Below are 6728 nucleotides of genomic sequence, written 5' to 3'. Positions count from 1 at the left end.
TCGGGGCAGTAGTGGCCGATGTGGGCGTGGGTCAGGATGATCCCGGCCAGCGGCGCGTCGGGTGCCAGCTCGGCCAGCATATCCAGCTGGCGCGGGAAGTCGGGCGTGGCGTCGATCATCCAGCTGGCCCCGGCGACGTGGTCGACCAGGGCCAGGCATGTGACCATGCGCCGCAGCGATGGGTCGCGCCGGGCGTCGGCGCAGCGCGGGCAGCGGCAGCCAGCCTGTGGGACGCCGCCGTCCTGGGCGCTGCCGAGCAGGGTGGCCTCGATGGGGCGCTCTGATATCATCATGTGCCCTTACGACCCCGCCCGCCGCGCGCCCAGCTCGGCCAGATCATCGGCCAGGGCGACGATCTGCTCGCGCCAGAGCACGGTGTCGCGCCATGTATCGGGGATGCCCTGCTCGCCATAGTGCGCCCCGGCGAGCTGGCCGTAGATCGCCCCGGTGGTGTCGGCGTCCTGGCCGAGGTTGACGGCGAGGATGGCCCCGGCCTCGAAGCTGCTGGACTGGTGGAAGGCCCAGAGCGCGGCCTCCATGGCCTGGACGACATAGCCGGTGCCTTTGATCGCCGGGGGCATGGCCCGCTGGTAGGAGCCGTGGGCCACGGCGTCCACCGCCGGCGCCAGATCCAGCCCGTCGGCCAGGGATGGGTCGAGCAGGGCGGCCCGGTCCGCACCAACGAGGGCGCGCCAGATCAGGCGGGCGTAGAACCGGCAGGCGTCGACGGCCTCAGGCGCGGCGTGGGTCACGCGCGACTGGAGGCCGGCCCAGGCGACGGCCTCATCCTCGCTGGCGGCGGCCATGGCTACCGGGGCGAGGCGCATGAGGCTGCCGTTGCCGGCGGCGCTGGGGCTGGGGTCGCCGGCGAAGGGGTCTCCCGTGCGCGTGTAGCGCTGGAGGGCGGCGCTGGTGGCGTTGCCGATATCGAAGCAGCTGCCAGTAACCGAGTTCTCGCCGCGCTGCCACCAGCGCACATAGCGGTCGATCTGATCCTTGGCGTCGAACCCGCCGACTGCGACCAAGCTCTGGCCGAGGCAGAGGGCCATGCTGGTGTCGTCGGTCCAGCCGCCGGCGGGCAGGCCGAAGGGGCCGCCGCCGACGATGGACGTAACCTGCGGCGTGAAGGGGTTGAGCGGGCCGGTGAACTCCAGGGTGGTGCCGAGGGCGTCGCCGGCGGCCAGGCCGAGCAGGGCACCGCGGTGGCGGTCGTTGGGGCGCATGGAACCTCCGGTTGCAATGGTGAATGGTGAATGGTGAATGTTAGGACTGGCGGGTATTGTATCATTGGCGGCATCGCGTAGGGCCGAAGCAATCGCCCGGGAGGGATCGCCTTGGAGGACATGGATCATGGGCGATTGCTTCGGCCCTACATCACAATGTGGGTGTATTCATTACGAGGAGGCGATATGGGCGAGGGGCTAACCCACCTGGACGCGCAGGGGCGGGCGCACATGGTGGATGTGGGGGCGAAGGACGAGACGCGGCGCGAGGCGGTGGCGCGCGGGCATGTGGCCATGCGCCCGGAGACGCTGCGCATGATCGTGGAGGGCGCTGCGCCGAAGGGCGATGTGCTGGCGGTGGCGCGGGTGGCCGGGATCATGGCGGCCAAGCGCACCCCGGAGCTGATCCCGCTCTGCCACACCCTGCTGCTGACCCACGCCAGCGTGCAGATCGCGCCCGACGCGGCGGGCGCGGGGCTGGATATCGAGGCGACCGTGCGCACGCGCGGGCAGACCGGGGTGGAGATGGAGGCGCTGACGGCGGTGAGCGTGGCGGCGCTCACGATCTACGATATGTGTAAGGCGGTGGATCGGGGCATGCGCATCGGCGACATCCGCCTGGCGGAGAAGCGCGGCGGGCGCAGCGGGGATGTGGTGTTGGAGTAGGGGCGCCCCTTGTGGTCGCCCCTTGTGGGCACCCCTTGTGGTCGCCCCTTGTGGGCGCCCACAAGGGGCGCCCCTACTCCTGGTTGAGGGCGGTGCGCAGCTGGGCCACCTCGCCGGCGATCTCCTCGGCGCGGTACATCTGCCGCAGGACCGAGTCCTCAAGCGAGCTGCGCCAGCGCCGCAGGTCGCGGATGCGTCGGGCGAGGTGCTTGTCCTCATGCTCGGCCAGCTCGGCCTCCAGGGCGCTGATCTGTTGCTCAAGCTCGGAGAGCGTCCATGCGACATCGGCAAGCTCGGCGTTGGCGCTCTTGTACTGGCTGATCTGCTCGCGGTACTGCTGGCGTAGCTGCTCGCGGCTGTCGTCGGCCTGTGTATCGGTGCGCTCCATGGCCCCCTCCCTGCCATGCCTGTCCCATCGCGCTGTGCTCAGGATAGCACACTCGGACAAGCTTGTGTAGTCTTGACATTGAACATACGTTCTGCTAGAATGTGTGCAGATACCCACTGCGGAACCACCCAATAGACAAGAAGAGGCTGCGATGATGTTGACCTGGAAGCGGAGCATGCTAACCGCAACACCACTCCGGCGCCTGACGCCGGCCGGCCGGTCGCTGGGCGGGCGGGCCGAGCCGATCGATGTCTGCGGCCAACGCTACGGCTATGCGCCCTGGCGCTTCCGATACCGGGGCGACCTGTATCGGGTCTACCGGGTGGAGTCGGTGCGCGACGAGGGCGGTCTCTTGCCGAGGCGCTACTTTATGGTACGCTGCGCAGACGGCACGGGCCGCACGCTGTTTCAGGATCTACGGGCCGGAACCTGGCACCTAGAGCGATAGCTAAGGACACACTATGAGCGCGCCGTTTCTGATGTGGTACGACGACAACCCCAAGCTGACGGTCGCGATGAAGATCGAGGACGCGATCGGAGCCTACCGCAGCCGCTGGCCGAGCTCGACACCGACGCTGGTGCTGGTGAACGAGGAGGAGGTCACGCAGGTGGCGGGCGTCGAGGTGCGCGGGGTCGTCACTGTACGCCGGAACAACGTGTGGGTGGGCCTGGACCGCGAGCGGCCGCTGGATCGCGAGCAGCATTTGGAGCACGAAGGGCGCGAAGGGCGCGCGAAAGACGCGAGCGCGAAGGGCGCGAAGCCGCGCGGGCGCAAGGTTGGCGTATAGGCGATCACCCCCGCAGCCGGATCTTGATCTCATAGACAGGTAGAATGCCGCCAGCTTCGCTGGCGGCATTCTACCTGTCTATGAGATCCCTACGCGCTGCCGTCGAGAATGGCGAGGCCTTGGCGGGCGTGGGGGTTCTCCGGGTCGAGGGCGATCACATTCTCCAGGGCGGTGCGCTGGTCGTCGGGGTCGTCCACGGCCCCGCTCAGCCAGAGCCAGGCCTCGGGGATCTCCTCATCCTCGGTGACGACGCGCATGAGCAGGTCGAGGGCGCGCGCCTTGTCGCCCTGGGTGAGGGCCACGGCCCCCTCGTAGATCCACTCGGCGAGCTGCTGGTTCATCGGTGCTCCTGCTCCTGTCTACTTGCCGCGCTGGGACTTGACCACCTCGGCCAGGATGCTCAGGGCGATCTCCCCGGGCGTTCTCGCGCCGATGGGCAGGCCGATCGGGCCGTGGATGCGGGCGAGCTGCTCCTCGCCGAAGCCCTCGGCGCGCAGGCGGCCCAGCCGCGCGGCGTGGGTCTTCTGGCTGCCCAGGGCGCCGATATACTTCGCCGGCGAGGCCAGGGCCACCCGCAGCGCCGGGTCGTCGAGCTTGGGGTCGTGGGTCAGCACCGCCACGCAGCTGCGGGCGTCGAGCCTGCCCTCCAGCGCCTCGTCGGGCCAGGCGATAACGAGCTCGTCGGCGTGGGGGAAGCGCTCGTCGGTCGCGAAGGCCGAGCGCGCGTCCACCACCACCGTGTGGAAGCCGAGCACCTTGGCCATCGCGCCGAGGGCGATCGAGATATGCACCCCGCCGACCATGAACAGGGTCGGCGGCGGGGCGAAGCTCTCGATGAACACCGAGACCCCCAGGTCGGCGTACTCGACCGCGCGGGTGACCGCCTGGGCCAGCATGGGCAGGGCGTCGGCGACGACGCGCCGCTCAAGCGACTCGTCGCCCATCCCGCCCCGCACGCCGCCGTCGGCGAAGATCAGCAGCTTCGCGCCGATGTGGCCGCCGCCGATGATCGTGGCCGTGGCGACCGGCCGGCCGGCCCGGACCGCCTCGCGGATGATGTTGTATTGCTCTGGCATATGTAGATTGTAGATTGTAGATTGCAGATTGCAGATTGTAATCTGCAATCTGCAATCTGCAATCTGCAATTATCGTAGCGGCTCCACAAACACATCGATCTCGCCGCCGCAGGCCAGCCCGACCTCCCATGCCTCCTCGTCGGCGACGCCGAAGTGCAGCAGGCGGGCCTCGCCCGTCTGCAGGGCCTTCTGGCATGCGCCGAAGACGACCCCCTCGATGCAGCCGCCGCTCACCGAGCCGGCCATGCTGCCGCCTGAGGAGACGATCATCTTGGCTCCGACCAGGCGCGGCGAGGAGCCCATCGTCTTCACCACCGTGGCCACGGCCACCCGCTCGCCTCGGGCCAGCCATGCGTCGATCTCGTCGATCATCTCGTGCATCGCGCACCTCCTCGCCCCATTATACCCCGATGTCTATGATCTGTAAGGGCGCAGCAGCCGAAGGCTGCTGCGCCCTTACACCCCGCCGCTCCGCCGGCTAGGCCGGCTGGGCCGGCAGGGACGTGTCGCCCCGGCGCTTGACATCGTAGCGCTGCCAGAACCAGACCCCGGCCACGATCGCGATCCCGGCCAGGTCGGTGGGCAGGTTTGGCCAGAAGCAGAGCACGGTGCCGAAGGCGGCCAGCAGCCACTCCCACCAGGTCGTCTTACGCACCAGGTAGAACATCGACACCGCCGAGAAGGCCACCGTGCCCAGGAATCCCGAGAAGTAGGCCAGGGCCACCTCCGACCAGACGACATCCACTAGGGGCCTGCCGGTCTCGCCGACCAGCAGGATGGCCGGGCTGAAGGCGAAGAGGATGGGCATCACATAGAGCAACTTTGCGAACTTAAAGGCGGTCCACCCCGTCTTCCAGGGGTCGGCCCCGGCGATCGCCGCGCCGGCGTAGGCGGCCACGCAGACGGGCGGGGTGATGTTGCTGTCCTGGCTGAACCAGTAGACGATCATGTGCGCGGCGATCACCGCCACGCCCAGGTCGGTCAGGGCGGGCACCGTGATCACGGCGGTGATCAGGTAGGCGGCGGTGACGGGCACGCCCATGCCGAGCAGCAGCGAGGCCAGGCCGATCAGCAGGATGGCGGCCAGGACGTTGCCGCCGCTGAGGTCGACGATGATCTTGGCGAAGCGCTGGCCGATGCCGGTGGCGTAGATCGTGCCGACGATCATGCCGATCACGCCGACGGTGGCCCCGATCACCAGGGTGTCGCGCACGCCCTGCTGGAGCGCCTCGACCATGCTGCGCAGCACGCGCACGGTGCTGCGGCCGAAGGCGGCCAGCGCGCTGCCGCCCAGCGCCGCCGGGTTGCGCAGGTCGGCCGCGTTGTCGGGCATGATGTACATCAGCGGGATGCAGGAGACGATCGACCAGAAGGCGGAGTAGCCCGGCGAGAACCCGGCGATCAGCATGCCCACCACCACCAGCAGCGGCAGCGAGAGGTACCACTCGCTCCTGATGATCTCCATCGCGCTGTGCTCGGTCTCGATCCCCTCAAGGCCAAACTTCTTGGCCTCGAAGTGGACCATGGTCAGCACCGAGGTGAAGTAGAGGATGGCCGGCACGATCGAGATCAGCACGATGGTGGCGTAGGGGATGTTGGTCAGCTCGGCCATGAGGAAGGCCCCGGCGCCCATGACCGGGGGCATAAACGCGCCGCCGATCGATGCCGAGGGCTCGATCGCCCCGGCCACGTGGGGCCGGAAGCCGGCCCGCTTCATCAGTGGGATGGTGAAGGTGCCGGTGCTGACGGTGTTGGCGATCGCGCTGCCCGAGATCGAGCCAAACAGGGCCGAGGAGATCACCGCCACCTTGGCCGGCCCGCCGACGCTGCGCCCGGCCAGGGCCAGGGGCAGGTCAATGAAGAAGCGGCTCGCGCCCGACTTGCTCAGAAAGGCGCCGAAGAAGATGAACAGGATCACGTAGCTGACCAGCACGTTCGCCATGACCCCGAAGACCCCCTCCTGGTCGAAGAACAGGATGGTGGCCACGCGCTGCCAGGGCTGGCCGCGATGGGCGAAGGTTTCGATCAGCGGGATGTCGTAGAGGATGTTGCCGAAGCGCAGGTAGAGGATGAAGAAGGCCCCGATGATCGTCATCGGCCAGCCGAGCACGCGGCGGGCCACCTCTAGCGAGACGATCAGGCCGACCACGCCGATCCAGAAGTCGGTGGGCGTGTAGGCGCCGGCGCGGAACTGGAGGGCCTTGAAGTTCAGGATGTAGTAGCCCACCACCACCACGCTGGTCGCCATGAGCACGAAGTCGAGCAGGCTGGGGCCGCTCTCGGGGGCGATGATCGCGCGCAGGGCCGGCGGCATACGCCCGGTGATGCCGCGCGCGGCCGGCCGCAGCCGGCTCTTGCGCCCAAGCATCGGGTAGAGCGTCAGGATCAGCAGGTAGGTCAGCAGCACATAGATGCCGCGCTGCCACTGGACCGGCGCCGGGAGCGTCCCGGCGGTGTAGATGTAGAACCCGGCCATGCCCACGGAGGCCGCCGCCACAGCGAGCCCCCAGAAGCGGCTGAGCGTGCGCGTCGGCGGCTCCTCCTGCTCCAGGTACTCGCGGAGCTTCTCCTGGTCGATCTCGTCGGG

At 68.7% G+C, this 6728-nt stretch carries 9 protein-coding genes and 1 pseudogene; 3 read left to right on the top strand and 7 right to left on the bottom strand.

The annotated features are described in order from the left end of the window. Both K2Z83_RS27485 and K2Z83_RS27480 read right to left on the bottom strand, forming a co-directional pair. A pseudogene (locus tag K2Z83_RS27485) lies at positions 1–293 on the bottom strand (pyrroloquinoline quinone biosynthesis protein PqqB); the annotation flags it as partial. Positions 294–299: 6 nt separating this feature from the next. Beyond that, positions 300–1223, bottom strand: a complete 924-nt coding sequence (locus K2Z83_RS27480) for an ADP-ribosylglycohydrolase family protein (RefSeq protein ID WP_220598364.1) — start codon at positions 1221–1223, stop codon at positions 300–302. 186 nt (positions 1224–1409) lie between these two features. On the opposite strand from K2Z83_RS27480, the gene moaC reads away from it, so the two are divergent. After that, complete coding sequence (gene moaC, locus K2Z83_RS27475) at positions 1410–1889, top strand: cyclic pyranopterin monophosphate synthase MoaC (protein ID WP_220598363.1); 480 nt, start codon at positions 1410–1412, stop codon at positions 1887–1889. Positions 1890–1962: 73 nt separating this feature from the next. Here moaC and K2Z83_RS27470 read toward each other — a convergent pair whose 3' ends face one another. Further along, a complete protein-coding gene (locus K2Z83_RS27470) occupies positions 1963–2277 on the bottom strand; it encodes a hypothetical protein (RefSeq protein ID WP_220598362.1) in 315 nt (104 codons plus the stop codon). Positions 2278–2452: 175 nt separating this feature from the next. Between K2Z83_RS27470 and K2Z83_RS27465 the strand changes: the two genes are divergently transcribed. Together K2Z83_RS27465 and K2Z83_RS27460 are read left to right on the top strand one after the other, a co-directional pair. After that, positions 2453–2725 (top strand): hypothetical protein, encoded by a 273-nt coding sequence (locus K2Z83_RS27465; protein WP_220598361.1) that lies wholly within the window; start codon positions 2453–2455, stop codon positions 2723–2725. A gap of 13 nt (positions 2726–2738) precedes the next feature. After that, positions 2739–3065: a hypothetical protein gene (locus tag K2Z83_RS27460; protein WP_220598360.1), complete on the top strand. Its 327-nt coding sequence runs from the start codon at positions 2739–2741 to the stop codon at positions 3063–3065. 89 nt (positions 3066–3154) lie between these two features. Here the strand turns inward: K2Z83_RS27460 and K2Z83_RS27455 are convergent, their stop codons facing one another. From K2Z83_RS27455 to K2Z83_RS27440, 4 genes are all read right to left on the bottom strand, one after another. Next, positions 3155–3406 (bottom strand): hypothetical protein, encoded by a 252-nt coding sequence (locus K2Z83_RS27455; RefSeq protein ID WP_220598359.1) that lies wholly within the window; start codon positions 3404–3406, stop codon positions 3155–3157. Positions 3407–3424: 18 nt separating this feature from the next. Beyond that, positions 3425–4210: an XdhC family protein gene (locus K2Z83_RS27450; protein ID WP_255604558.1), complete on the bottom strand. Its 786-nt coding sequence runs from the start codon at positions 4208–4210 to the stop codon at positions 3425–3427. Further along, positions 4211–4522 carry an XdhC family protein gene (locus K2Z83_RS27445; RefSeq protein ID WP_220598358.1) on the bottom strand — a complete coding sequence of 104 codons (312 nt, stop codon included), beginning with the start codon at positions 4520–4522 and terminating at the stop codon, positions 4211–4213. A 97-nt stretch (positions 4523–4619) separates the two neighbouring features. Further along, positions 4620–6728: TRAP transporter fused permease subunit (locus K2Z83_RS27440; protein WP_220598357.1), on the bottom strand; the 2109-nt coding region annotated here is incomplete at its 5' end.

Source organism: Oscillochloris sp. ZM17-4 (assembly GCF_019599295.1).
Classification (GTDB): Bacteria; Chloroflexota; Chloroflexia; order Chloroflexales; family Chloroflexaceae; genus Oscillochloris.
This window is presented reverse-complemented; position numbering and strand designations above follow the sequence as displayed.